At 48.8% G+C, this 24921-nt stretch carries 27 protein-coding genes; all 27 read right to left on the bottom strand.

Features of this window, described 5'->3' with window-relative positions:
• Positions 1–36: 36 nt before the first annotated feature.
• Entirely contained in the window at positions 37–2544 is a 2508-nt protein-coding gene (secA, locus tag AC0YN4_RS23805; protein ID WP_475782967.1) for a preprotein translocase subunit SecA, read from the bottom strand.
• Between the two features lie 235 nt (positions 2545–2779).
• Positions 2780–3325 carry a ribosome hibernation-promoting factor, HPF/YfiA family gene (gene hpf, locus AC0YN4_RS23810; RefSeq protein WP_475782968.1) on the bottom strand — a complete coding sequence of 182 codons (546 nt, stop codon included), beginning with the start codon at positions 3323–3325 and terminating at the stop codon, positions 2780–2782.
• 222 nt (positions 3326–3547) lie between these two features.
• Complete coding sequence (locus tag AC0YN4_RS23815; RefSeq protein ID WP_090575545.1) at positions 3548–3745, bottom strand: cold shock domain-containing protein; 198 nt, start codon at positions 3743–3745, stop codon at positions 3548–3550.
• 198 nt (positions 3746–3943) lie between these two features.
• Complete coding sequence (gene fliT / locus AC0YN4_RS23820; RefSeq protein WP_475836952.1) at positions 3944–4285, bottom strand: flagellar protein FliT; 342 nt, start codon at positions 4283–4285, stop codon at positions 3944–3946.
• 5 nt (positions 4286–4290) lie between these two features.
• Positions 4291–4677, bottom strand: a complete 387-nt coding sequence (gene fliS / locus AC0YN4_RS23825) for a flagellar export chaperone FliS (RefSeq protein ID WP_475836953.1) — start codon at positions 4675–4677, stop codon at positions 4291–4293.
• Positions 4678–4692: 15 nt separating this feature from the next.
• Complete coding sequence (gene fliD / locus AC0YN4_RS23830) at positions 4693–6261, bottom strand: flagellar filament capping protein FliD (RefSeq protein ID WP_475836954.1); 1569 nt, start codon at positions 6259–6261, stop codon at positions 4693–4695.
• A 27-nt stretch (positions 6262–6288) separates the two neighbouring features.
• Entirely contained in the window at positions 6289–6681 is a 393-nt protein-coding gene (locus AC0YN4_RS23835; RefSeq protein WP_475782972.1) for a flagellar protein FlaG, read from the bottom strand.
• A 215-nt stretch (positions 6682–6896) separates the two neighbouring features.
• Positions 6897–7571, bottom strand: a complete 675-nt coding sequence (locus AC0YN4_RS23840; RefSeq protein ID WP_475836955.1) for an acyltransferase — start codon at positions 7569–7571, stop codon at positions 6897–6899.
• Between the two features lie 78 nt (positions 7572–7649).
• Positions 7650–9434 carry a flagellin N-terminal helical domain-containing protein gene (locus AC0YN4_RS23845; RefSeq protein WP_475782974.1) on the bottom strand — a complete coding sequence of 595 codons (1785 nt, stop codon included), beginning with the start codon at positions 9432–9434 and terminating at the stop codon, positions 7650–7652.
• Between the two features lie 227 nt (positions 9435–9661).
• On the bottom strand, positions 9662–9913 hold the full coding sequence (gene csrA, locus AC0YN4_RS23850) for a carbon storage regulator CsrA (protein WP_475836956.1): 252 nt from the start codon (positions 9911–9913) through the stop codon (positions 9662–9664).
• Positions 9907–10338 (bottom strand): flagellar assembly protein FliW, encoded by a 432-nt coding sequence (fliW, locus tag AC0YN4_RS23855; RefSeq protein WP_475836957.1) that lies wholly within the window; start codon positions 10336–10338, stop codon positions 9907–9909. The genes csrA and fliW overlap by 7 nt, the downstream gene beginning before the upstream one ends.
• 58 nt (positions 10339–10396) lie before the next feature.
• On the bottom strand, positions 10397–10969 hold the full coding sequence (locus AC0YN4_RS23860) for a DUF6470 family protein (RefSeq protein ID WP_475782977.1): 573 nt from the start codon (positions 10967–10969) through the stop codon (positions 10397–10399).
• 19 nt (positions 10970–10988) lie between these two features.
• A complete protein-coding gene (gene flgL / locus AC0YN4_RS23865; protein ID WP_475836958.1) occupies positions 10989–11909 on the bottom strand; it encodes a flagellar hook-associated protein FlgL in 921 nt (306 codons plus the stop codon).
• A gap of 24 nt (positions 11910–11933) precedes the next feature.
• Positions 11934–13514 carry a flagellar hook-associated protein FlgK gene (gene flgK / locus AC0YN4_RS23870; protein WP_475782979.1) on the bottom strand — a complete coding sequence of 527 codons (1581 nt, stop codon included), beginning with the start codon at positions 13512–13514 and terminating at the stop codon, positions 11934–11936.
• Between the two features lie 15 nt (positions 13515–13529).
• Positions 13530–14030, bottom strand: a complete 501-nt coding sequence (locus tag AC0YN4_RS23875) for a flagellar protein FlgN (RefSeq protein ID WP_475782980.1) — start codon at positions 14028–14030, stop codon at positions 13530–13532.
• 21 nt (positions 14031–14051) lie between these two features.
• Positions 14052–14318 (bottom strand): flagellar biosynthesis anti-sigma factor FlgM, encoded by a 267-nt coding sequence (gene flgM / locus AC0YN4_RS23880; protein WP_475783316.1) that lies wholly within the window; start codon positions 14316–14318, stop codon positions 14052–14054.
• Positions 14319–14418: 100 nt separating this feature from the next.
• Positions 14419–14841, bottom strand: coding sequence for a flagellar protein (locus AC0YN4_RS23885; protein WP_475782981.1), 423 nt, complete (start codon positions 14839–14841; stop codon positions 14419–14421).
• Positions 14842–14944: 103 nt separating this feature from the next.
• On the bottom strand, positions 14945–15394 hold the full coding sequence (locus AC0YN4_RS23890; protein WP_475836959.1) for a ComF family protein: 450 nt from the start codon (positions 15392–15394) through the stop codon (positions 14945–14947).
• Positions 15388–15648, bottom strand: coding sequence for a hypothetical protein (locus AC0YN4_RS23895; RefSeq protein ID WP_475782983.1), 261 nt, complete (start codon positions 15646–15648; stop codon positions 15388–15390). The genes AC0YN4_RS23890 and AC0YN4_RS23895 overlap by 7 nt, the downstream gene beginning before the upstream one ends.
• Positions 15649–15837: 189 nt before the next feature.
• Positions 15838–18324: a helicase-related protein gene (locus AC0YN4_RS23900; protein ID WP_475836960.1), complete on the bottom strand. Its 2487-nt coding sequence runs from the start codon at positions 18322–18324 to the stop codon at positions 15838–15840.
• Positions 18325–18553: 229 nt separating this feature from the next.
• On the bottom strand, positions 18554–19285 hold the full coding sequence (locus AC0YN4_RS23905) for a hypothetical protein (protein ID WP_475836961.1): 732 nt from the start codon (positions 19283–19285) through the stop codon (positions 18554–18556).
• Positions 19286–19829: 544 nt separating this feature from the next.
• Positions 19830–20537 (bottom strand): LiaI-LiaF-like domain-containing protein, encoded by a 708-nt coding sequence (locus AC0YN4_RS23910; protein WP_475836962.1) that lies wholly within the window; start codon positions 20535–20537, stop codon positions 19830–19832.
• On the bottom strand, positions 20534–21721 hold the full coding sequence (locus tag AC0YN4_RS23915; protein ID WP_475836963.1) for a hypothetical protein: 1188 nt from the start codon (positions 21719–21721) through the stop codon (positions 20534–20536). Before AC0YN4_RS23915 ends, AC0YN4_RS23910 begins: the two co-directional genes overlap by 4 nt.
• Before the next feature lie 26 nt (positions 21722–21747).
• Positions 21748–22233: an anti-sigma factor family protein gene (locus tag AC0YN4_RS23920; protein WP_475836964.1), complete on the bottom strand. Its 486-nt coding sequence runs from the start codon at positions 22231–22233 to the stop codon at positions 21748–21750.
• A complete protein-coding gene (locus AC0YN4_RS23925; protein WP_475836965.1) occupies positions 22230–22844 on the bottom strand; it encodes an RNA polymerase sigma factor in 615 nt (204 codons plus the stop codon). The genes AC0YN4_RS23920 and AC0YN4_RS23925 overlap by 4 nt, the downstream gene beginning before the upstream one ends.
• A gap of 130 nt (positions 22845–22974) precedes the next feature.
• The gene (locus tag AC0YN4_RS23930) at positions 22975–23703 is read right to left on the bottom strand and encodes a response regulator (protein ID WP_090982456.1); all 729 of its coding nucleotides are present in this window, start codon (positions 23701–23703) and stop codon (positions 22975–22977) included.
• A gap of 2 nt (positions 23704–23705) precedes the next feature.
• A complete protein-coding gene (locus tag AC0YN4_RS23935) occupies positions 23706–24872 on the bottom strand; it encodes a sensor histidine kinase (protein WP_475782991.1) in 1167 nt (388 codons plus the stop codon).
• Between the last annotated feature and the right edge of the window lie 49 nt (positions 24873–24921).

Consider the following 24921-nt stretch of genomic DNA (forward strand, 5'->3'; position numbering starts at 1 on the left):
TTAACTTCGTTGCCCTACCTTATGCACTAGGCAGGCTTATTGTCCGTGGCATTGCTTGTATTTCTTGCCGCTGCCGCATGGGCACGGATCATTACGACGCACGCGCTCTTCCTTACGAACCGGACGCTTCTGCTGCATTTCGCTGCTTCCGCCGGACTCCGTTTGACCTTTCGCTACCTCTTGGCGCTCCAGGTTGTTCTCCACATGTGCTTTCATGATATATTTGGTGACTTCTTCTTGAATATGCTCAATCATTTCCTTGAACATCTCGAAGCCCTCGAATTGATATTCACGCAGCGGATCTGTACCGCCGTATGCACGAAGGTGGATACCTTGACGAAGCTGATCCATCGCATCGATGTGATCCATCCACTTGCTGTCTACTGCACGCAGCACGACAACCTTCTCGAATTCACGCATCGTTTCATGACCGATTCCTTCTTCACGCTGATCGTAGAGCTCAATCACTTTGCCGTACAAGAAATCATTGATTTCTTCCGGCTCTTTGCCCCACAGATCTTCTTTCGTGATGCTATCCTCGTTCAGGAAGTTACCTTCTGCATAATCCACGATTTCTTGCAGCTCCCAGTTCTCCGGTACATCATCAGACGGACAGTGGGCTTCTACGATCTTCGCAATCACCGGCTTGATCATCTCAAGCACGATTTCGCGAATGTTCTCGGAGAAGAGTACTTCGCGGCGCTGCTTGTAGATAATTTCACGCTGTTGGTTCATTACGTCATCGTATTGCAAAACGATTTTACGTTGATCGAAGTTGTTGCCCTCTACGCGTTTCTGCGCAGATTCGATCGCACGGGAGATCAGACGGCTCTCGATCGGTTGGTCTTCTTCGAAACCAAGACGCTCCATCATCCCCATGATGTTCTCAGAGCCGAAACGGCGCATAAGCTCATCTTCAAGCGACAGGTAGAACTGCGAGGAACCCGGGTCCCCTTGACGACCGGCACGACCGCGCAGCTGATTATCGATACGACGGCTCTCATGGCGCTCCGTACCAATAATGTGCAAGCCACCAACACCATCAACCGTTTCACCAAGCAAAATATCGGTACCACGGCCAGCCATGTTCGTTGCAATCGTAACGGACTCGGATTGACCCGCGCGAGAAATGATTTCGGCTTCCTCTGCATGGTACTTCGCGTTCAGTACTTTGTGAGTAATGCCGCGTTTCTTCAGCAGCTCGGAGAGCTTCTCAGAATTCTCGATGGAAACTGTACCTACGAGCACGGGCTGTTTGTTCTTGTGGCGATTAACGATCTCTTCAACCACCGCTTTGAACTTGCCGTTCTCTGTCTTATAAACAACATCCGCAATATCATCACGGATATTCTTCCGGTTTGTCGGCACTTGAATAACTTCAAGACCGTAAATTTTCTTGAACTCTTCTTCCTCTGTCTTCGCTGTACCTGTCATACCCGACAGCTTGCGGTACATCCGGAAGTAGTTCTGGAATGTAATCGTAGCGAGCGTCATGCTCTCATTCTGTACTTTAATTTGCTCTTTCGCTTCGATCGCTTGGTGCAATCCATCGCTATAACGGCGGCCAGCCATTAGACGGCCTGTAAACTCATCGACAATGACAACTTCGTCTTCTTGTACCACGTAGTCTACGTCGCGTTTCATAATAACATGCGCTTTGAGCGCTTGCTGAATGTGATGGTTGAGCGTAACATTGGCATGATCGAATAAGTTCTCGATGCCGAATGCTTTCTCCGCTTTCTCAACGCCTGCATCCGTCAATGTTACAGAACGCACCTTCACGTCAACCGTATAATCTTCTTCCACTTTCAAACGAATCGCAAAGCGATCTGCTGCAAAATAAAGCTCCGTCGATTTAGCCGCCTGACCGGAAATAATGAGCGGTGTACGAGCTTCATCGACAAGAATGGAGTCGACTTCATCAATAATGGCATAATAAAGCGGACGCTGTACCATTTGTTCTTTGTACAGAACCATGTTGTCACGCAAGTAGTCGAATCCAAACTCATTGTTCGTTCCGTATGTGATATCGCATGCGTAGGCTGCTTGCTTCTCATCATGATTGAGGCCATGCAGGTTAACACCGACAGTTAAGCCTAGGAATTTATAGAGCTGACCCATTTGCTCGCTGTCACGCGTAGCCAAGTAGTCATTGACCGTAACGACGTGAACGCCTTTGCCCAGAAGCGCGTTCAAATAAACAGCAAGGGTAGCGACGAGCGTCTTACCTTCACCGGTCTTCATCTCAGCAATTTGGCCTTCGTGCAGCACCATACCGCCGATCAGCTGTACGTCGTAATGGCGCTTGTCCAGAACGCGTTTGGAAGCTTCTCTAACAACTGCAAATGCCTCTGGAAGCAGGGTATCAATATCTTCGCCCTTCTCGAGACGTGCTTTAAACTCCTCTGTCTTCTCACGAAGTCCATCATCTGACAACTTGGAAACTTGCGGCTCCAGGCCGTTAATTTCCTCCACGGTACGCATTAGACGCTTAATCTCACGTTCGTTGGCGTCTCCGAATAATTTCTTTACAAGTCCGAGCATGGTCTTCCCCTTTCGTCTGTTACGCCTGTTTGCATAAATTGTATCAGTTTGCGGCAGTTCCCGCAATGTCGGCCCCCTGAGCCAGAAGCTGGATTGCGCACGCAAACCCGCTGTCATCCTGTATTTCTTGCCGGTTGCCCCGAGCGGCGTCTCCATTATATGCCGGTTAAGTGAGCAACATTCCCGCCCTTATGCAAAAAGAGCCCCGGTTTCCCAGGGCCCGATGTGATCCATATTAGTCTGCTTCAATTAATCCATATCGTCCGTCGCTGCGTTTATAAACAACATTCACTTCTTTGGTTGTCGCATTCGCGAACATGAAGAAGCTGTGTCCCACCATGTTCATTTGCAAAATCGCTTCTTCCACGTCCATCGGCTTTAATAGGAAGCGTTTCGTTCGAACAAGCTCGTAGTCCTCTTCCTCCTCCAGTACCCGAACGGCTGCGCCGTCGTCTTTGAACATCGTGCGAATGCCGCTTTCTTTGCGATATCGGCTGTTGATTTTAGTTTTATGTTTGCGAATCTGACGATCCAGTTTGTCCACTACCAAGTCAATGGAAGCGTACATATCCTCGCTCTTCTCCTCTGCTCTTAGCATCGCGTTCGAGAGTGGAATCATGACTTCAATAGCATGCTTGCCTTTCGTAACTGACATTGTAACGTTTGTCTCGGAGGTGAACGGCTCTTCAAAATACTTTTCTAGGCGGCTTAGCTTCTTCTCGACATATTCGCGCAAGGCGTCTGTCACCAGGATGTGTTGACCTCGAATGTTGTATTTCATGTGGCATTCCTCCTTTTACATAGTCTTATTATAACACCCTATGTGGGCGATCTCAAAGGTATTTTCAGTATTTTGTGAAATATCTGAAAATATAGTATTTGGCAGTTTCTAGAAATAGAATCAGGGGTAAACATAAGAAAAAGCCCTGGTTGCCCAGGGCTTCTGCCGATCATTCGGTTAAGCGCGTACCATTTATTATGTGGCCGCTTAACAGCGGTATGATTACAGTTTAGTAACGTTTGCAGCTTGAGGACCACGCGCGCCTTCGACGATGTCGAATTCTACGGATTGGCCTTCTTCAAGAGTTTTGAAACCTTCGGATTGGATTGCGGAGAAATGTACGAATACGTCGCCGCCTTGTTCTGTCTCGATGAAACCATAACCTTTTTCTGCGTTAAACCATTTAACTTTACCTTGCATTGAGAACATTCCCTTCATCTTCAAATAGCTGCGAGATCACTAGGCGTGGCCCACAAATCGAATATAACACCCACTTCACAATATTGTCAATAAGTTTTTGTAAGCGAATACATTATTGATTTTATTGGTTTAATTTTTTCGCCATCCACAAAAAAAGCACCCTCAAGGGGTGCTTTCATCGATAATAACATCGTATCGCTAGTTCCTCTCATCGAAGAACATACTGTTGTCTGTACCGTATGCCCCTCCGCCGCCATAGGCGTCCCGTTGAACGCGGGCACGGTTGAATTTATCCATGCCTAAGGTTGCTTCATTCTTAAGCTCTTCCATACGCCCCAGAATGCGAGAGTCGAAGCTAAGAATCCGATTCACCTGTTGTTGATTGGTACTATCGGCCGGATGAAGGGCAAATTGAGCTTGGATCGCCTCAATGATGCTTCCTCTGTGATCCAGGAAGTCTTCGATCTGTTCGACAGTCACTTCGTGGATGTCTGCTACAAGTTGCAAGGTTAACTGCTCTAGTTCCTTTAAGGCTTCCATACCAATTAAGAGCTCCTCTGAACGCTTGCCACCGGCTTGGCTGCGGCTACCCAGGTTTCGCGAAGTTCCGTTAAATAACCGAGCACTTCCTCAACAGGTGCTACGTCTTTCTTCAGGTTCGCTTCTCTCAGACGATTCTTGAAGTATTCATACAGCTTCAGCAAACTGTCAGCCAGCTCCGATTTGCGATCCAACGTAATTTCGAACTCCGCAACGATATCTTGAACCTTCACAAGATTACGATGAGCGTCCTCATTCTTACCTTCTTTGATTGCCAGAATGGCAGCCTTCGAGAATCGAATGGCGCCATCGTAAAGCATAATCAGCAACTGTGCAGGTGAAGCAGTTTGGACGGAGTTGTCGAGATATCTATTCTTCTGTGCTTGCAGCATCAACGGTTCCTCCTATTATTGGCCCCCAATAGAGCTCATCAGACTAGACGATTGGGAATTCAACTTGCTGATCGCGGTCTCCATCGCGGTAAATTTCTTGTAGTATCTGTCCTCCATGTCCAGTAAACGACGGTTCCACGCTGTAATTTGATCGTTTAGCTTGGAGAGCTGTTTACCCATAATGCTGTCCGACTTCAAGACCTCGTCAGAGAATAAGGATGTACCTGCTTTGCTGGAGAGATTCTCAAGCGTGCCTTTCAGGTTACCGTACATCTTCTGAACAATCCCGACATCCGACTCATCCGCATCCCCATTGCCGGCAGCCGAGAATAGCGCCAATACCGCATCCGGATCCTTCTCAATGGCTGTCTTAAGCTTCTCTTCATCTAATATAGAGATCTTACCGTTATCCAGATAATTGGTTGATCCAATACCGATGGACGATAGGGTCGTATAGTTAGCATTGCCTGTATTTACAACAGTGGAAGTGACGGTCCGCAAGGAAGCAATAGTTGACGTAAAAATACTATCATTATGCAGTATCCCTGTCTTTGCCTTAGTCTCCCAAAGCTTAATATCGTCCTCTTTCATGTCTTTTCTCTGATCTTCGGTCAGCGGTTGGAAGTCGCGGTTCTTCTTCTCTCCGACTTTGTCCTGCAAAGTCTTCAGTACATCATTGTAGTCGGCGATGAAGGTCTTAATCGAATCGACAATCTTGCTCGTATCCGTGGATACCCCGATGGAAGTAGCTACATATTTGGTAGGATCAGCTTCTTGTCCTGCTATTCCCGTAAAGACACTCTTCTGCTTCAGAACGATATCCATGTTATTGACGGTGAACGAGTTGCTCTCGCGTTCTGTCGCAATTCCGTTGATTTCTAGTTTGGCATTCTCGCCTGTAGCACTTGTTGCAGGCAATTTTAGAATATTAGCAGCAAAACCACCTGTATCATTCGTAATCTTAATATCTGCATTTATCCCTGTCGCCTTCGTCGTAAAACCAATTTGTCCCGTGTACGAATCGTAAAAAGCATTCACATTCGTCGTCTTATTAATACGAGAGATCACATCATTGAGCGAATCCACACTCGTATCTACATCGATCTGAGTTCCGTTAATTTTGAAGGAATAGTCCGTTCCGGCGCCTACATTAGGAGTTACTTTCAGTAATGCCTTCTGATCTTCGAGCGTTTTGGATGCATCGAAAGCGGGATCAGTTGGAACAGCAGGAGCTTGACGGATATCGGTTCCCGACATCTTAGCCGAAGTTGCAAGTGCCATAACCTTAATAGATGTTGTACCTATCGGCGCATCTGCTCTAGCGGTAGCCGTAAACACTTGATTATCGCCGCTAATCGTTGTCAGCTTCGCTCCTAATGTTCGATCGGCTTTGAAATTAAAGACTTTATTATTACGGAAATCAAGCAATTTCTTGTTTAAATCCTTGTAAGCGTCACGCTGCCATTCCACGTTCTGCTTCTGCTGTTTCAGCTTATCTGCCGGTACCTTACCAGCTGTCATAAGTTGCTTGACGATGGTGTCGATATCCATGCCTGATGCCATTCCATTAAGCCTCATTACCATTTCGTTACAGTCCTCCTTCTGACGCTGCTATCTCCGTTCATCGATCCAAATTCCGGCGTTCTCGCACATTGCGGCTACCATATTCAATATTTTCTCCGGCGGTACTTCTCGAATTAGTCTTCCCGTATCCTTCTCGACAACTTTCACCATAATCTGCTTGGTTTTCTCGTGGATCGAAAATTCACAAGAAGTCGCCACACCCATCACCGCTTTGTTCGCTTTCTCAATCGCTTTAATCAACATTTCTTCGCCGAGCGGTACCTTTACGCCGGTGTTCTCCGCTTGCTTTAATTCCCTTGCATTCTGAAGCGCAGGCGCAGCACTCGGCTGCTGATCTGACACGACTTGCCGATCGCTGGCAGTAGTAGTTATAGGACTGCTTATGGGAACAGAATTGCTGATTGGCAAATTCGTATTCATAACGCTTTCCTCCCGAAGTTATATTACTTCTTATATCGGTGTAATAAGAGCAAACCTGTATAGCCTAGTGAAAAAATGTATGTAGGACTAATAGCTTAGATAGAAAACAAAAAGAGACCCTAGATAATCTAGGATCTCTTTTTTTCTCAAGGGATACTCTGTTCAAGAAGGTTTTGAATATCCCCTTCTATATTCCTATTTAATTTATTAATCTACTACGATATTTCATGAAATTCGCTCAACTTCTGCGAAAGTTCCTCTTTCAGTTGTTCGACAATAAACTTGTCATCATATCCGTTGAATACTCCTCTATTCTCTAGTACACTGACAAGTTCTTCTCCTGATTGAGGTTTAATCCATTTTTCTTGTCTATAACAGTATAACTTCAAGACTCGCGCAGGATTGCCAAACACGACACAATGCGATGGAACATCAAAATTCACTACAGCATTCGCTCCAACTACACTTCCATGCCCAATTGTGATATTCCCAATTAGCGTTGCAGAATGACCAATCCAAGCTCCGCGTTTAATTGTAAGTACATTGTTCTTACTTTGGATCCCTTGACGATTGATAGGTATCTGTGGGTTTCCATATTCGTGCTGTGAATCAGATATATAAGTTCTCGGGGCAATTAATACATCTTCTTCTATTAGAATCTGATTGAACGATTCAATAATTGAATTCAATCCGATTAACGTTCTATCACCGATTTTCATCCCTAATTTTTCATTTTGATTGCCTACTGAACTACAAATTAATTGCACTTGATGTGCTAGCGTTACATTATTACCAATCCAAACTTTGCTGCCATTTGAAATGTTAATGCTACTCCCCAAACTAACACCAGTTCCGAAATATAACATTTTGTCAGGTACATCGTTCGCCATCGTAGCACTCCTCAAAAAATTCATTTAAAAAAAAGACCTTGGATTTTCATCCAAGATCTTTTTGTCACTACGCTTAAATTAACGAAGCAATTGAAGAACGCCTTGTGGTTGTTGGTTAGCTTGTGCAAGCATAGCTTGTGCAGCTTGTGCAAGGATGTTGTTCTTAGTTTGCTCCATCATTTCTTTCGCCATATCAACATCACGGATACGGGATTCAGCTGCAGTCAGGTTCTCGGAAGCTGTTCCCAAGTTGTTGATTGTGTGCTCAAGACGGTTTTGAACTGCCCCTAGTTTGGAACGCTCGCTGGAAACAGTAGCAGTTGCTTTATCAAGAACTGCGATTGCTTTAGCAGCATCAGCTTTAGTGGAGATGTTAAGAGCAGCTTCGCCTTTAACGTCATCAGTTCCGTTTGTTACAGAGTTAGCTGCTGTGAAGCCAGCATCGCCTGCTTTAGCTGTGATACCAAGAGCTTTGGAACGCATATCAGAAATTTCAAGGCTCATGGATTGACCCGTGTTAGCACCGATTTGGAACGAAGTTTTGAACTCTTCTTGGATGCCGCCATCAGTAATTCCAATTTTACCTTTACCAGCTGCACCAACATAAGTAGCATCTGTAATGTTCAACTTAGTTAGAGTTGTAGTATCCTGTGCGATTTTAACACCAGGAACTTTTGCGCCAACTTGAGCTGCAATGTTTTTAACGAGTTCTTTAACTTTATCGCCGTCAGCTGCCTCAGCATTAGCCAGAGCTGTACTGATATTAACGCCAATTGCGTCGCCTTTATATTCGCCGTCATTAGCATTGTAGAATTCGATTTGTTGACCAGCGATAGTCATACCTTTACCTACTAGTGCTTTAATTGCAGCATCTGTTGCAGCATTGTTAGCAGCAGCAGTACCTGTAGTATCTAATCCTGCAAAGTCAATTGTTTGCACTTCTTGAGTATGAACCGTAGTACCAACAGTTGCTGCTCCACCAGTTGCTGCAGTAGCTAGAGCTGCTGAGAAACTTGCTGCTGCAATGTTGCCAGCAGAACCATTCGCACTACCTGTTGTTGTTGCAGCTACTGTCAATATGCCTGCTGCATTAGTAGCTGTGAAGTTACCTGCCAATGCAGAGTTTTTGCCAATAGCAGTAGTTAAAGCAGAAGACAATGCAGTTCCAAAGTTAGCTGCAGTCACAGTACCGCTATATTTAATTGTAATTTCATTTCCTGTAGCATTAGCTGTATCAACTACAGCAGTAGTAGCTGTTACATTAGCTGTGTCTTCTACTAGGTTTACTTTGATTGCTTGACCATTCAAAGTAAATGTTGCAGATTTCCCATTATCACCTGTAACCAGTGTACCAAATGTAGTTGCTTGTGAAGCTGCAGTATTTACAGTTGCACCAGTAACAGATGTAGCTGCAGTGTAGCCAGTTTTAACTAGGCTAACTTTGCCATCGCCTTGAAGCAATTTTTGAGTATTGAACTCAGTAGTGTTACCTACGCGGTTGATTTCGGAAGTCAGTTGGTTCATCTCATCTTGAAGCGCGCCACGGTCAGCGTCAGTGTTAGTTCCGTTAGCTGATTGGTTAGCAAGTTCGCGCATACGTTGAAGGATGCTATGAGTTTCGTTCAAAGCGCCTTCAGCTGTTTGGATAAGGGAGATACCATCTTGGGAGTTCTTAGCAGCCATGTCCAAACCACGGATTTGGCCACGCATTTTTTCGGAGATTGCTAGACCAGCTGCATCGTCACCTGCACGGTTGATGCGAAGACCGGAAGACAATTTCTCGATGTTCTTAGCTGTTGCTTGGCTGTTTGCACCCAATTGACGGTGTGTGTTCAAAGCTGTGATGTTGTGATTAATTCTCATTTTTTTCTTCCTCCTTGAAGTTGGGTAGTTCTCCACATCCTTGTGGAGACCTTATGTCTGTTCCGCAATCAGGTCGGCCGCCATGCTGCGAAACAGCGACTAATGAATATATCGACGGTCACTTTGTGATTCTTTATAGCAGAATCCTCCAAAATCGAAAAAAACGACAAAAATTTACGGAAATCATGCGGCGATCCTCGTTATTCCAACAAAAAAACCAATGCCATCTAGGAATTGGTTTTTTTGTCACCATGGTTTGGAAGTTGAAAACTCTTCAAATCCGCTACGTTCAGCTGCTTCTGCAGCGCTTGTTTATTGCTCTCTTGTACGGCATCATACACTTCTTTGCGCAGGATGTTCACATCACTCGGTGCTTTGATGCCTACTTTAACCTGATCCCCATCGATCGATGAAATGACAATCTCAATATCATTGTTTAACAGAATCGATTGACCTTTTTTCCGGCTCAATATTAGCATGATTGTTCACCGCTTTCCAATTGAACGACTTTGAAGAGAGGTTCCTTGGTGCTGTATCTGCTAGACGGCGGGAGCACGCTCTGCTTCCCTAATCCGTTCTTCAAATTCAATAGAATTGGCGCGAGTAAATTAATGGTCGAATCTGCGAATGGATCTGTAGTTGTCACAATGCTCAAGACACATACATCCTCAGGAGCTTCGATTTCAAGCGACCTCTTGTCCTTCTCCTCGATCTCGAACGTGTAATCCTGATCGGCAGTGAATGGCGATATCACTAAGAAAGAAATATAATCATGCTCCAGGCTTTGCAAATAGGCAAAATGCGGATTCTCTTCCACTACCTTAACCGAGAACTCGTTACATTCTTCGAAGCCGAGAATACTTCCGTTTAATTGAAACGTTCTGCCTTGTAAGAAATCGAGCATGTCACATACCCTCCTCTAACAGATAATGCTATAGCTTGCGCTATAGCATTTCATTTTATCATATGTATTTGTCGTATTCACCCACGCTGAATTCAACCGAGTTCCTCTGCCTTAAGTACACTTCAACTGAACCCGGATGGTACTGCGTCTCCGGTTTACGCGGTGTGTACTCAATAATCGGCTTCTGAGCTTCGATGTTGATGATTGGCGCGTGTGCCGTGTAACGTACTCTTACATTATCGATGGAAGCCTCGCCGGTATAAATAATGCGATTCTTATGCTGAAGCGCCTCTCGTCCGATCTCTGCGAAAGCATTGTTCGGGTTGGAGATTTGCGCCATCCGATTGCCTTCTTGCACAATCTTCGCGATGGCTTGAAGCGCAGCGCTCTTATACTGACTATAGATTGAATTCATCCAATCCAGATGAGGTCCGGCGCCCAAAGCCGTGAGGGCTGCAGTGGAGTCCACTTCAAGCTCACCTCGCGGTGATTCAATGTCTACTATGGCCTGCGGCTGTTGAATAGACAAATCTCCCGGCGGAGATTGAATGTCCAGACTGGCGTTGTTCGTTTGAATGCCGATCTGAGCATAGGTTTGATGAATATTTAAACGCGGAAATTGAAATTCCACAACAATTCCCCCAGACGGATTATCTTATATAATCCAACAAGCTAGGCTGGATGATCTTGGCTCCGATGGACAAGGACGCTTGATACACGTTCTGATCTTCCTGCAGCTTCGTGATGATTTCGGCCATATCCGCATCTTCGATTTTGGAATCGAGCTCTGTCAGGTTCACGTCGAGATCCTTAATACGAGCATCCATCAAATCGATCCGATTCGATCTTGCGCCAACCTCTGCACGGACGTTCAGGATTTTGTCCATTCGGCTGCCTAGTTGTCCCAATAAGTTCTGCACTTGCTTCTGATCTCCGGTAGAGAAGGCTGTTTGGAGCCCGCCTAATACCGTGAAAAGATTGTCCGGCGTTGTAGGAGGAGCTGGTGGGGCTGGATTAGCAGCACCAAACACCGCATCGCCCGTCACATTGATCGGGATCGTAACACCAGCCGCAAATTGATACAGGATAGCTTGCGTATCCGCTTGCTCTGTTTGTGCTCCAGCCACTGTATAAGGATCTTTGTCCGTAAACTGGCCATTAAAAATAGCTTTACCGTTGAGTCTATCGTTGCCGAGGGAAACCGCTTGTTGGTAGAGCTGACCCATCTCTTCTGCAATCGCATCCAATGCCGATTGGGGGTTCGCACCGTTAGCCCCTTGAACCGTCAATTCATTGGCACGCTGCATAATATCAGTCAGCTGAGACAAAACCGTATCCGTATGATCGACGAATGACTTAGCCGTATCAATATTCTTCTGGTACTGCTCATTGGCAGACAGCTCACTGCGATACCGCAGAGCATAGGTAATACCGACCGGATCATCGGAAGGTGCATTTATCTTACGACCTGTTGAAAGCATATTCTGATGCTTGTCCATCCGGTTTAAGTTATTATTCACATTTCTAAGCAGCTGTGAGTGCATCATGCTTTGCGTAATTCTTAATGACAACTTCATCCCCACCTCTCTTAGCTATTACCGTCCTACCGTACCCGTACCGTTAATGAGTTTCTCTAAAATCTCATCGTAAGCCGTCATAAACCGAGCTGCCGCTCCATATGCATGCTGAAACTTAATCATATTAGACATTTCTTCATCGATCGAAACGCCGCTGACCGCTTGACGACTGGAGTCTACTTGCTCAGCAAGTACCTGTTGATTGTTAAGCTGGCGCTGCGCTTCTTGCCCTTGTACCCCTAACTGACCAACAATCGCTCTGAAATAATCATCGATGCTTCCGGTTGTTACTCCGCCGTCCGTTGTAGTAAATGAGAACTTAGAATCTTTGATATTCGCTAGCAATACAGCAAGGGTATTGTTACCTTTGACCGCTATTTCACTGGATCCCGTTCCGGTTGTCCGCAGCGATGTTGCGATTAAGCTGGCATCAGCAGCAATCGTAGGATTCAAGCGAATACTGTCAGCCGTAATATCGCCTGAAGCAGATGTGAAGAAATCATCGCCTGTCTTAGCAGGGGTGTCAAAGGTATATCCTAATTTATGAAGACCGTTAAGTCCATTAACGATGACCGTCGTATCCTGTGCCAGCAATCGATTCGAACCCGCGAACGTCAAACTGCCGCCATCCGGCGTTTTCAATGTTGTTCCGTCAGGAAGCATCGATCCCGCAGGAATCGTGATGGTAATCTCTCCGTTAGCAATACTGTTCGCCAGTACGTTCAGCTGATTCTGATAATCCGCCACGTACTTCTCCTTCGCAACGAACATTCCGAATACTTCGCCGCTATTCAAGTCTCCGGATCCATCTCCCGTGCCAAAAGCAGCCGTGAGTGCATCCACAGAAGTTGGTGTAGCGGTTCCGCCCGTTGTCAGGTTCATGCCGCCGATTGAGATATCGTAGCCCGCGCCTGTATTCACCACGTTAATATTTACGATTTTGGACAAGTTGTCGGTTAGTAGATCCCGTTGATCTCTCAGATCATTAGCATCGTTGCCTAATCCTTCAACCCGTGAAATCTCTGTATTCAAATTCGAAATCGTTGTAATGATAGAGTTGATTTCATTGACTTTAACTCCAATGTTATTGGATAAATCCGTACTTAGATCTCGCAGCTGCTTGCTCGTTTGATTGAAGGCATCTGTTAATGCGATCGCACTCTCGCGCACGATCTTCCGACCCGTTACATTCTCCGGATCTTTGCTTAGATCGGACCACGACTTCCAGAAGTTGTCGAGTACGGTACGAATACCTGAATCCGATGGTTCGTTCACAATACTCTCCAGCTTATTGAGCGTGTCCGCTTGGATCTGCCAATTGCCTAGAGACTTATTCTCATTCCGAAATTGATCATCCAGGAAGGATTGACGAACGCGAGTAATGGATGAGAACTCTACGCCTGTTCCCAACTGTCCGGGTACGTTGGATCTGCTTATGCCCGGATATTCCATGGGTCTGGAGGCTTGCATATTGACGACTTGTCTGGAGTACCCTGCCGTATTAGCATTCGAGATATTGTGACCGGTTGTATTCAATGCAGCCGTCTGCGTGAACAAACTCCGCTTGGCTGTTTCAATGCCGTGGAATGTAGAACTCATTACAGGGTTGCCTCCCTATCCTCTTGTATCAAATAAGCCGTTGCGCGCATTTCCGTATCCGGGACTAAGTGGATGCTGGTACGTAACATCACCATGCGGATCCTCGACCAACAAATCTATAGAATAATCAATGAACTTAAGCGACTGCTCGATTAGCTGCTGGTTCAGCTGACTGACCTTCTGCAGCTCATCAAGCAGCTCGGTAAGTTCCTCATGAAGTTCGGTTAGTTTCTTCTTATCTTGAGATGCTGTGACCGTCCGTATCATCTCGCTGATTTTGCCGCCTTTGTAACGAAGCATCCCAATACCCGAGAAGTATTGTCCGGATAGCCTCATCCGCTGCTGCTCCAACTCTTCAGCCGTCTTCAGCAGCTTCCGTTCTTTCTGAAGAATGGCGTTTAGCTTCTCCACTTGATTGTGGACAAGATAAGGCGTCTTCTCATTGGCCAATGCCAGCAGTTCTCGGTATACGCTAGCCTGCTGCTCAAGCGTTGCGATAATTGTTTCCACAATCACAAGGATTCACCTGTCTTGTTGTTAGTTTTTAAGAAATGGAAGCAGCTTCTCTGCGATCTTGCCCGATTCCACATGATAGCTTCCGGTGCTTACGGATTGTTTAAGATCATCAATCAACTTAGCGCGGTCAGCGTCATTGACACGACTGGAAGAGAGCATCTCCTGTGCTTCGGCAGATATTTGCACTTTATCCGTTTTCCGTTTGCGATCGAGCGCATTTGCCTGCTGATCGTTCTGCTTCTGGTACGGATTTACTGCATTGATCCGGTGCGATTGATTTATCTTCATCATAATCCCTCCAACAATTAAAAAAGCCGATAACTCTGTATAAGAGTATTATCGGCAAATGGGTGTAAATATTTAGAGATTTTAAAACTAGGTAAAATTATCAGTCTCCGCCACGCTCTAAGTTGCGATAGGCTGAGGCTGCTGAGGTTGGCGCCTTCGTGGGCTCTTCTTCGGATCGGCTGGCAATTTCTTGTTTGGCTTTGCTGACTTCTTTCAGCAGCTTCGCCCTACAGCTGTCACATTTGTTATTATCTCGGATGAGTACGCCGCACATTTCACACGGATACATCAAATTCGGAGCACCTACCAGCGAAATTCTACCCTCTCGAATAAATTTCGTGATTTGTTTTATAGATACATTCGTCGCGTCTGAAAGTTCGTTGATGTTCGTGCCCTTATTCTTGCGCAGATAATCTGAGCAAACCGAATATTCGTTATCAATCTGTTTGATGCAATTTGGACACACATCGCGGAAGTTCTTAGCATACAGTTTCCCGCAGCGAGGACAATTCCCAAGATCCATCTTTCACTGCTCCCTTCAAGTCTAGCCACTTGTGACTTCATATTAACTCAAAAACAGACAAAATTCATCAATTATTTGGTAGATCAACATATAGATGAATCAGCTAGGAACGAGCAAGTGTGAGAATAAATATTTGAGTATTCAAATGAGGTGCGAGCTGCTCTATTCCCTTCGTTAGCGCCTGTGCGCAGGAGTTCGCCGTACTTCCGGTGGTGTAGATATCATCTACTAACAGCAGATTAATTCTAGGCTGGTCGGTAGAGTTTAGACTTAGTGTCGCAAGCATCTTAGAAGTGGCATCTAGGTCGGCGGCAAAAAGCTGTTTGGTATCTCGCAGTCTTGCATTTCTTGTTTTGAAGCTTTGCTTGTCACTGTGCCTGGTGCGCCGCAAGATATCACATACCGTTAGCTGCTCATGTTCTGCAAGGTACGAGGCAAGACGTTCAGCTTGATTAAAGCCCCGCTCCTGCAGCCGTTCGCTGCTTACCGGGACCGGGATCATGGCATCGAACCGGAATGGTATTGCGTTGCCGCTGGACTGATGCGTTAGCATGCCGTGATATGCGGGGAGTAACATTTTTCCCAAAAGGGGGGCCAGCCCTTCATGACCGCGATACTTGTAGAGGGCCAGCCATTGCCGAATGACAGAATCGTAATGGACCGCTGAGCGATTGCAAACGAAAGCTGTTTCTTGACGACGGCTGCAATCCGGACATCGTTCCGGCCTGCCGCAAACGGCACAGTAAAGTCGCTTAATCCAAGGAATTTGTCCAAAACAATGCCGGCACAGCTCTGGGAATTCGGCATGTCTCGGCGACCGACCGTCTAGCTTCCCGCAAATGACGCAAGCCGGGGATTTAGGCAAGAGCATGGTTGTGGTTGTTTGGGATGTATGGCTGACAAGCTGTTGAAGCTTACGCCAGACGGATGAAAGAAGAGTTGGGAGTATGAGTTGTCACGCCTTTCCGGGATGGACTGCGTAGGGCAGCTGGCTGGTTATAAAAGATAACCGCTTCGGCGGGCGATTCGATTCATGCCCTTGATCTGTCGAATGGCGGATTGCTGTGCGCGCGTTCGGGACGAGCCGTAGAAATACACCCGTCCGGCAGGATCATCCTTGGATCGGCCGGCTCTGCCCGCCATCTGAATGAGAGACGCATCATCGAAGAGCTTCCCGTCCGCATCGAGGATAAACACATCGCTCTTGGGAACGGTAACTCCCCTCTCGAGAATCGTCGTTGTGACGAGCAGACGGATGCTTCGATTCCGGAATCGGGTTACTTTGTCCGCACGATGCGGATCCTTGGAGGAAGTACCCTCCACGACAATTGCGGGAAAAGCGAGCCGGAGCCGCTCAACCAGAGGTTCTACATCCCGAATTTGCTGGGCAAATACGAAGAGCTGCGCACCTCGGTTGATGGACTGCCCGAGCGTCTTAAGGAGATGGCGTGGCAGGTGGCGCTTGTCTAGGATTTTGCGCACGGTTGGGATTTGACATTGAATCGGCACCGGAAGCGGATGACGGTGGAAGCGAACCGGTACGCGCACATGCTCAAGTCGGCCAAGCTTCGCTGCCCTTCTGAGCTCTGCCGGAGGCGTAGCGGATAGAAGGATATTTACGCCATCAGGCTTACATACATTATCCGCAGCGTAGTGCAGCATAGCGTCATTGTGATAAGGAAAAGCATCGATCTCATCAATGACAACAAGATCAAACCCTTGGCGGAAACGGAACAATTGATGCGTTGTAGCCAGTGTGATCTCACCTTGCTCCCACCGCTGCTCACTGCCTCCGTATAGCGTCACTACCGTTGCCTCCGGAAATGCTTTGCGGATACGCGGGTCCAGCTCCAGCACGACGTCTCTTCGCGGTGTCGCTATGAGTGCACGACCGCTGCGCTGCAGACAAGCCTCGATGAGCGGAAAGATCATCTCCGTTTTACCCGCTCCGGTGACTGCCCACAGCAGGAATCTGCGCGGGGAAGTTTGGTGGGATGGGCGGGATGGGCTAGCCGCCATGAAGCTGAGGGCAGCCTCGGCAGCCGCCGTTTGTGCGGGGCTGAGGCCCCAGGTTGGGGCGGGGGCGCTAGGCGCGGGTGAGGCGTTGGACGCGATGGGTGCCGCGTAGGCGCTTGGCGCGGGTGGGGCGTTGGACGCGATGGGTGCCGCGTAGGCGCTTGGCGCGGGTGGGGCGTTGGAGGCGGGAGCGCTTGGCGCGGATGAAGCAGCTATGATGGTGCTTGGCGCTGATAGGGAAGTGGACGCGACAGCGCTTGGCGCGGATGAAGCAGCTATGATGGTGCTTGGCGCTGATAGGGCAGTGAACGCGACAGCGCTTGGCGCGGATGAGGCAACGATGGTGGCGCTTGGCGCGGGTGAGGCGTTGGACGCGATGGATGCCGCGTTTGCGCTTGGCGCGGGTGAGGCCCCAGTCGTGAGCATGCTCGCTGCCGTGCTGCTCGGTATGCCGTGGATGAGCAGGCCGCATTCGCGGCTGCGGCCCATCGTGAGGCATGCCTCGCAGTACGCGCATGCGCGGCCGCACGCGGCGCATGCGGTTCGGCGCATGCGCGCCGTGCCGCTGCCGCACCGCTGGCAGCGAAGCCGCGGGCGCGGCCTGGCGCCGAGCGCCTCCCGCCACCGCAGCAGCCGTGGCTGCGGCTGCGGGGCGACTGCGCCGCCTAGGCGCAGCAGGCCGAGCAGCGCGGCCAACTGGAGCGCGGGAGCTGCCGCGCTCCAAGGCACCGCCGCTGCGCCGGCCGGCCCGGCCGCGCCCGCGGCCCCAAGCAGGGCGAGCGCTTCGCTGCTGAGCAGCGCTCGTCCCTGCAAGAGCGCAGCGGCGCGACCAGCCCGCGCCGCCAGCCCCTGATCCGCTTCCCCGCACAGCTCGGAGGCGCGAACCGCAGCATGGGCATCCACGCTCCCTCTGGCCGTCAGGCCCATCCGAGCATCATAAGCCCATGCCTCATGAACAAGGCGCGTTAGCACCTCGCGCATCACCTTCTGTCCAGCTCCGCCAGGCCAACGTTCCACTACCCTTGCCGCCAAACCAAGCGGCAATTCTTCAGACCAAACAACAACTGTATACCAGCTCTCGTTCTTGTCTTTTCCATTCGCTTTAGCTCTCGCATTCGTACTAGTATTCGCTTTAGCATTCGCTTTAGCATTCGCATTCGCTTTAGCTTTAGCTTTAGCTTTATCTTTAGCTTTATCTTTAGCTTTATCTTTAGCTTTAGCACTCGCAGTTGCATTTACAATCGCACTAGCACTCGCATTTGCATCCGCATTTCCATTCGCTTTATCTTCAGCACTAGCACTCACACTAGCATTCGCATTCGCATCCCCATCCCCACCACCCAACACCCGCTCCGCCTCCTCCCGATACCCAGCCACAAGCCAATAAGCCATATCCACCTCAGGCGCTATCGACCACATCGCCCTAGTCCTACTCTCGCCCCCAACCACATACAACGTCACTTTCATGATGACAGCCTCCCTTTATTCGATTAATCCTTTTTGCCGTACCTACCAAGCCCCACAGCACAACAAAAAAGCACACCCAATCCGCCTCAAGGCAGATCATACGGGTGTGCTTCACTCGTCTATATTCAGTTGAATAGATTATACATTGTGCTTCGCTATCATCGCAATTCACTTTTTCCGGCACAGCAGATTTGGGTAATCATCCGCCCCGTATCATTCACTCGTACACTTAGAACGGGAGCTTCGACAGATCCGCGGGATCTCTTAAGTCAATCAGCACCGCATGGTCCTTCACGGAGACAACGCCTTCTGCTTGAAGCATCCAGAGCAGGTTTGTCGGCTCTAGCTTGCTTTGCTTCTTGATCCGGCTATCCGTATGCCGACGTCCTGATATCCGCAGCTTCGTGCGAAAGCGATGCCATTTCGCAAGACTCTCTTCATTTTTCGCACTGCTATTTTTCTCAATCTCCGCACTCAAACTCTTCTCGCTCTTGGCACTCAAACTTTTCTCGTTCTTCGCACTCGAATGTCTATCACTATGCCCGGTCAATTGCTTCTCGCTCTTCGCACTCGAGTGTTTCCCATCTTTCACGCTCGATACTTCAGAAGCTTTAACCGATGCGGGTCGGCTCAGCGTCTCCGGCAAGCGGCCGTGCTCATCTGGCGAGGCAGAGGAGTGAAAATGGACATTCATACCGTGCTTGGCAAAACACCGAGCAATACTCATCGTTTCATCCTCTGAGCCGCGGTCCACGACAGTCACTTTCACTTCTGTGCCAGTAAAATGAGAAAAACGCCGAAGCGAGCGCATATACCATTCCATCTGCAGTTGTTCATTACCGGCGATCAGTACGTAATGCTTGATATGACGTTCCCGTCTCCAGGTAAGTGCGGATACGGCATGTACGGCAGCCGCAGCCAAGGCGTAACAACCGAAGATCCATAGCAAGACTGGAATCAAGGCAGCCACCTCCTTTTTTGTGACATCATATGCCGTAAACCGCCCATGGGTGACGGACATTCACGGACAAGTCGCAAAAAAGGGGCATGCGTCCCTGCAAGGTCACTGAAGAACTTAGGTTTTCTAGCGATCTTAGCGATTCGTTTTTTGCAGTATTGCTCTCTGGTTGCCAAAGCGATAAGCTGCGAGGTATCACCTATTACGCGGTTCGAAGATGACGTGTACGGAGTACAACACGTTCGCCGTTTTCTAGTCTCAAATGACGTATGACGTGTACGGAGTACAACTCATCCGTTTCTTTCTAGAGAATATAGCTGGTTATCCATATTTCAAATGTATTTTATACACGTTAACTACCTATTTTCTCCGAAGGCTCCGGTTTTTCGTGTAGTTTATACAACTCAAAGAGTACGCCCATAAACCTCTGGCTCTGGTCTGTGCCATTCATCAGTTGGACCTTTCAGTGGCATGCGTCCTTGCGCCTGCCCCATCACTCTTCCGCACTTCGCCCTTCCACACTTCCATCCATCCGCCCTCTTACCCCCTACTCCATCCCCCAGCCCACCGGCAGCTTCCGATCCCCGCCCATAAACCGCTGCAGTCCATGCTCAATCCGGACTGTCTTATCGCTCGGAAGCACCACCGTCAATTGGCATGACGGCGTCGAAGCCATCAAGGACCTCCGCGCTTCCGGTTGCTTAAGCGTGACGTACAATGTTTCACCAACCGAGTGAGTCTCCAGCAACTCAACGGAGGCAGGAGCCTTGTCCCCGCTTCCCACTTCATACCGGCAGGCGCCAAAAGCTTGCACCTGATTAGATCTGCTAGTATCGGCGTCAATCATGAGCGAGCCGTTCCAATAGTGCTCATCCTGCACGACGATCCTCTTCACGGCAGGCCCGATCTTCTCCGATACCTGCTCCGCTTGCACACGAACTTCTTTAGCGACGATCGAGCCGCGAATCTCATCCATTAAGCCTGTAGCATTTACCGTCGTGAACAGCAGACAGCTGGCGCCGAGAACGGCAACCACAATGATGCTGAACAAATCATAACGAAGCACAGGCTGTTCAGTCTTGCTGCGCCATAAGTATATGATAATTTCCAGACCTATCAGCACCAGAAGCAACGGCCACCAAATCATCCCCTGATCCAGCCAGCTCATCCCACCGAATTGAACAGCAACCAGCAGCACACCCATCGCGATGAGCGCTGTCCCCATCGACCACGTACCGACTCGCCATTGCCTCATTCCGGTTTCACCGCCTTCTGTTTGCTGCCCGATAGCAGCTTAACGCCGGCTCCAATAAGCAGCAGTGCCGTCAATCCGGTTTTGAAATAGTAACGAATGTTCGACGTTAGCTGCCAGTCTCCCCATACGCGCTGTACATATTCAAGCAGCAGTCGATCGGCCGAATAGTATAGACCGAGTGCAACTAAAGCGATTCCGAGCCATTTCTGCCTGTGAATAAGCCAATCCACAATCGGTACATCCTCCAGCTGTCCGTCTCCATTATTTAGGCGTGACTGCTGCTGCAGCGCATCGAAGAAAGAGAAACACCACAATAACGGCACCATGAAGAGGAATAACGACAGCTGAAGCACATCAAGCAGATAGATGGAGAGCAGGAACCCGGCCATAAGCTGCAGCCCACGCTTCTGCAAACCGAGATACATATGCCCTGCCCCCGGCAAAATCGACAATACCGTCGACAACCACCGGCTGCGCTTGCCGCCTTGACGGTGATCCTCCCAATCATCCAGAATGGAACGATCCTGCAGCGTCTCGCCGGCTTGCTTCAAGCCTACATGACGAATGGCATCAAACATGCCGAACAGCCAAATAATCGGAAGCACCAACAGGAAGGTTAAGAACCCCGGTTGATCCGCAAGCACCGCCACGAAGATAATCATCGCCAGCAATCCGAAGAAACCAATCATTAGATTCAATCCCCGCTGCATCAACCCCAGCTGTAGATGCCCCAGCCCCGGAATAAACGACAACAGAATCGTTTGAAACCGCTCGCTCGACGGACCGTTCGACTCTTGGTGCGAAGCGCCTGACGCCGTGTATGGCCCTCCACCCGACGAGGTATATGTCATTCCGCTTGTCATCGTCTCCATCGGCATCGGCTGCGGACCATACGCCAAGTGTCCCGGTACCGGCGCCGGAAGATGAATCTCCCTTGCTCCGCTGTGCCGAATCAAATAAATAATCAGATCCAGTATGCTGATCGCCCAGATCAAGAATGCCAGAAACAAAAACAGAACCATAAAGCCTTCCTCATTGACGCTTGACCCCGCGATGGACGCGAACAGGAAACAGAAAATGACCCCCAACAAATAGATGAGTCCGCGCCCGAAACGTCCCACCTTCATATGCCCTATTCCCGGCAGAAAGCCCAAAAACAGCGTCGCCACTGGACTTTTAACCATACCATCATCTCGCCTTCTGCTAAATATTATTTATTCGGCTTCTCGACCATTGCCTCGATAACCGCCGCGGTCCGCTCCATGATAGAGACAGATACCGATTCCTTCTTGCTGATTTGATGCTCTTCCCACTGCTGCGGCTGCTCCGCTATGCGCTGAAACACACCTGTAGACATGAGGACCAGCATAACGCATACCGCGATCAAATAATGAATCATCGTTTGTTTGCGGCTGCTTCGTTTGACCGGACTCCGGCGCACGATGTCCACCTTCGGAGGAGGAGGAGGTATTTGGACTTGCTCCACCGCGGCAATTGCCGCCATAATGCGCCCCGTAACTGCTTCCGCCGCCTCGTTATCCAGCGACTCGACCTCATCAACGCTGTTCAGCAGCTCCATATATAACTCCAGGCAGCTGCTGCAATCCGCCAGATGCTCCTCGGCTTCCAGCCGTTCCTCTACGCTAAGCGTATCCTCTGCATACCTCCGCCAGTAAGCCTCATCCTGATGCATCATTCCAAATCCTCCTCCTTCCAATGCTTGCGCATCCATTGTCTAGCTCTATACAGCTTAGACTCCACGCTTTTCACCTGCAGCTGCTCGTGCTCGGCGATCTCTTTGTACGGTCTGTCTTCCAAGAAGTAAGATCGTACCACACGCCGATACCCTTCCGGGAGCGTGCTTACCATTGCGCGAACACGCCGCCTGCGATCACGCTTCAATGCTTCAAGTTCCGCAGGCGGTGCATGCCCCGCCGCAGCCTCCACCATTACACCAGCTCCATGCTGAGCAGGTAAAGCATTCCCCATCGACCTGCTCCCAGCCGCAACTTCCCCTTGCGATATGGCCTCTTGGCCGGCGCGCTGCAGCAGCGCCTCTTTGCGGGTGTTGCGTCTGCGGCAATCTATCGCGAGATTAACGGCTGTTCGTGATGCCCAAGCCTTGAACCCGTCACCTCGATAATCCGGGAGGGAGAGATAGATCCGTACGAAGGTCTCCTGCAGCGTATCCTCCGCATCGCGCCGATCACGCACTACGCTCCAGATCAGCCTGTACAGTTCATCTCGATACCTGGCAACCAGCTCCGCATATGCCTCGCGATCCCCGTTTTGAATTTGAACAATCAACGCTTCGTCTCGAATCTCTCTCCCTCCCCTCTCTCTTAGTTAGACGATTTCAACCTCGCCTACCCCTGCACCTGCTCAACAAAAAAAAGCTCCTGCAGCGAGCAGAAGCTTCTTCGTTCTTATGTATGCGTTACAGCGTAACCCAGCCGTATTTAATTGCGCTGATAACTGCCTGGGTCCGATCATCCACTTCCATCTTCTGCAAGATGCTGCTGACATGGTTTTTGACCGTTTTCTCACTAATAAACAGGAACTCGCCAATCATCTTGTTGCTCTTGCCTTCCGCCATCAGACGAAGCACTTCAGCCTCGCGACGTGTCAGCGGGTTGTTCTCGCTTGGAATGAACTTCACGCCGGCTTCATGTGTTGCAGCCGCACCGGAAGTTGCACCGATTTCATCGAGGTAAGTCATGCGGCGAAGCTGGTTAATCAGCTTGCCCGTTACCTTCGGATGTATGTAGGCATATCCGTTAACGACGGAACGAATCGCGTTCGCAAGTGCTTCCGCTTCCATATCCTTCAGCAGATAACCGCATGCACCTTTGCGGAGTGTTTCAAATACGTAGCTTTCATCATCATGAATCGATAGAATAATAACTTTAACCTCCGGGAAAATATCGCGCAGACGCTCTGTCGCAACGACCCCGTTCTCGATCGGCATATTAATATCCATTAGGACGACTTCCGGTTTATTCTGGTTGCAGAATTCCAACACTTGAATGCCGTCATTGCATTCCCCGATTACTTCCAAATCATCTTCCATATTGAGAATCCGTTTAAGACCTTCACGGAATAACTGATGATCGTCAGCGATCAAAACTTTTATTTTACGTTTAACGCTTACATTTCTTGCATCCATCGTCATTTTACTCCTTCCTTCTGTTCCCCGTTAATAGGGATATGAATAGTTACTTTCGTGCCGTGGTCGATCGTGGATTCGATCTCCATCCTTCCGTCCAGCAGCTCCACACGTTCACGCATCCCGATCAGTCCGAAATGGACGCTGTTCTTGGCACGAGATTCGATTTGATCCACATGGAAGCCGACTCCGTTATCTTTGACGACAATTTTAACCATTTGAGCTTGGTAAGTTATCTCTAGGATGACAAAGGTAGGATTGGCATGCTTGAAGGCATTGCTGAACGCTTCTTGAACCATCCGGTAAATCCCGGCTTCCATCGCGGATGGCAGCCGGATTTCTTTACCGATCGTTTCGAACATCGTCCGAATTTTGCTTTTCTCTTCATAATCCTGAATATATTTACGCAGTGTAGGTACAAGTCCCAAATCATCCAAGGCCATAGGTCTTAGGTTGAAAATGATTTTGCGAATTTCCTCGATACCGGAACGCACCTGACTCTTTAAATCTATTAATTCTTCCTGAACGATTTGAAATTCCTGCTTCACAAGCATTCTTTCCGCAATTTCCGTCCTAAGCACTATATTCGCCAAAGATTGAGCCGGTCCGTCATGAATCTCTCTGGCGATCCGTTTACGCTCTTCTTCTTGGGCCAATATAATCTTCAGGCCGATTTGCTGCCTGTTCTTCGCCGACTCGAGAATGCGAGTCACTTGGTTCAAATCCCCCGAGAGATATTCCAGTACGACATTGATTTGCGAAGCAATCGACTCTGCACGCTCAATTGATTTCTCAACATTGCGCACTCGTTTCTGCAAATCATCCCTGCGGGCTTTCAAATACGTCTCTTTCTCACGGAACACCATGAGCTCTAGCTGCAGCTGTGTCGCTTTCTCATAGGCCGACTTGATATCCTCTTCTTTATAGCGGACAAAGTCCCGGCTTACTTCCGTCAAACGGATACGCGCTCTGCGGTAATCCAGCTCCAGCTTATCTACCTTATCGATAATAGCCGCAGCTTCAGCAAGTACTTGGTTCAGTTCCTGACCGAGCGAGAACATTTCCTTGCGCGCTGACTCGCAAATTTCAAAAATCTGATATTTGCTGTCCTCCATCACGGTGACTGCGTTCTTGATCACGCGATCGATGTCGTTTATGCGATAATCCAAGATGTCTCGGCCCACTTTCTGCATGTTATACTAAAACTATCATATCACA

This window comes from Paenibacillus sp. J22R3 (assembly GCF_056269305.1).

What these genes read in the sequence shown, in the direction of transcription:
- flgK (WP_475782979.1), bottom strand. Translation starts at nt 13,514, where the DNA reads ATGAGTTCTACATTCCACGGCATTGAAACAGCCAAGCGGAGTTTGTTC.
- fliW (WP_475836957.1), bottom strand. Translation starts at nt 10,338, where the DNA reads ATGCTCGATTTCTTACAAGGCAGAACGTTTCAATTAAACGGAAGTATT.
- flgM (WP_475783316.1), bottom strand. Translation starts at nt 14,318, where the DNA reads ATGAAGATAAATCAATCGCACCGGATCAATGCAGTAAATCCGTACCAG.
- AC0YN4_RS23900 (WP_475836960.1), bottom strand. Translation starts at nt 18,324, where the DNA reads ATGAAAGTGACGTTGTATGTGGTTGGGGGCGAGAGTAGGACTAGGGCG.
- AC0YN4_RS23910 (WP_475836962.1), bottom strand. Translation starts at nt 20,537, where the DNA reads ATGAGGCAATGGCGAGTCGGTACGTGGTCGATGGGGACAGCGCTCATC.
- fliT (WP_475836952.1), bottom strand. Translation starts at nt 4,285, where the DNA reads ATGGAAGCCTTAAAGGAACTAGAGCAGTTAACCTTGCAACTTGTAGCA.
- AC0YN4_RS23885 (WP_475782981.1), bottom strand. Translation starts at nt 14,841, where the DNA reads ATGGATCTTGGGAATTGTCCTCGCTGCGGGAAACTGTATGCTAAGAAC.
- fliD (WP_475836954.1), bottom strand. Translation starts at nt 6,261, where the DNA reads ATGGTAATGAGGCTTAATGGAATGGCATCAGGCATGGATATCGACACC.
- AC0YN4_RS23890 (WP_475836959.1), bottom strand. Translation starts at nt 15,394, where the DNA reads ATGCTAACGCATCAGTCCAGCGGCAACGCAATACCATTCCGGTTCGAT.
- AC0YN4_RS23915 (WP_475836963.1), bottom strand. Translation starts at nt 21,721, where the DNA reads ATGGTTAAAAGTCCAGTGGCGACGCTGTTTTTGGGCTTTCTGCCGGGA.
- AC0YN4_RS23845 (WP_475782974.1), bottom strand. Translation starts at nt 9,434, where the DNA reads ATGAGAATTAATCACAACATCACAGCTTTGAACACACACCGTCAATTG.
- AC0YN4_RS23815 (WP_090575545.1), bottom strand. Translation starts at nt 3,745, where the DNA reads ATGCAAGGTAAAGTTAAATGGTTTAACGCAGAAAAAGGTTATGGTTTC.
- hpf (WP_475782968.1), bottom strand. Translation starts at nt 3,325, where the DNA reads ATGAAATACAACATTCGAGGTCAACACATCCTGGTGACAGACGCCTTG.
- AC0YN4_RS23930 (WP_090982456.1), bottom strand. Translation starts at nt 23,703, where the DNA reads ATGGATGCAAGAAATGTAAGCGTTAAACGTAAAATAAAAGTTTTGATC.
- secA (WP_475782967.1), bottom strand. Translation starts at nt 2,544, where the DNA reads ATGCTCGGACTTGTAAAGAAATTATTCGGAGACGCCAACGAACGTGAG.
- AC0YN4_RS23920 (WP_475836964.1), bottom strand. Translation starts at nt 22,233, where the DNA reads ATGATGCATCAGGATGAGGCTTACTGGCGGAGGTATGCAGAGGATACG.
- csrA (WP_475836956.1), bottom strand. Translation starts at nt 9,913, where the DNA reads ATGCTAATATTGAGCCGGAAAAAAGGTCAATCGATTCTGTTAAACAAT.
- fliS (WP_475836953.1), bottom strand. Translation starts at nt 4,677, where the DNA reads ATGCTGCAAGCACAGAAGAATAGATATCTCGACAACTCCGTCCAAACT.
- AC0YN4_RS23895 (WP_475782983.1), bottom strand. Translation starts at nt 15,648, where the DNA reads ATGCCGAATTCCCAGAGCTGTGCCGGCATTGTTTTGGACAAATTCCTT.
- AC0YN4_RS23840 (WP_475836955.1), bottom strand. Translation starts at nt 7,571, where the DNA reads ATGGCGAACGATGTACCTGACAAAATGTTATATTTCGGAACTGGTGTT.
- AC0YN4_RS23835 (WP_475782972.1), bottom strand. Translation starts at nt 6,681, where the DNA reads ATGAATACGAATTTGCCAATCAGCAATTCTGTTCCCATAAGCAGTCCT.